General features: G+C 58.9%; 1 protein-coding gene. It reads left to right on the forward strand.

Annotated elements, in window-relative coordinates:
• Nucleotides 1-79: 79 nt before the first annotated feature.
• The coding region (locus tag KZZ07_RS26905) for a hypothetical protein (RefSeq protein WP_219520026.1) at nucleotides 80-275 on the forward strand (196 nt) is incomplete at its 3' end.

Here is a 275-nt window from a genome sequence, read left to right on the forward strand (position 1 = left end):
TTACGGTCGGTCATGCTTCACAGATCAATAGAACAGGGTCAACAATCGCAGGCCAAGATGGCACTAGTGCGGTTGGCCATTGGCGGGCGAGACCGACCTTCAGGCCGCCTGTGCCGAGTCGCTGACCTACCTTGACCAGTGTTTGGACGCTGGCTTTCAGCCGGGCATGGGCCATGCCGTACCCGACCGCCTGTTTTGGGCACATGACGACACCGTCGATAACGACGACGATGACAACCCCAGCCTCCCCTCACTTGAGGACTTTCCCACCAATG

Origin of the sequence: Mameliella sp. CS4, assembly GCF_019392335.1 — a bacterium.
Classification (GTDB): domain Bacteria; phylum Pseudomonadota; class Alphaproteobacteria; order Rhodobacterales; family Rhodobacteraceae; genus Antarctobacter.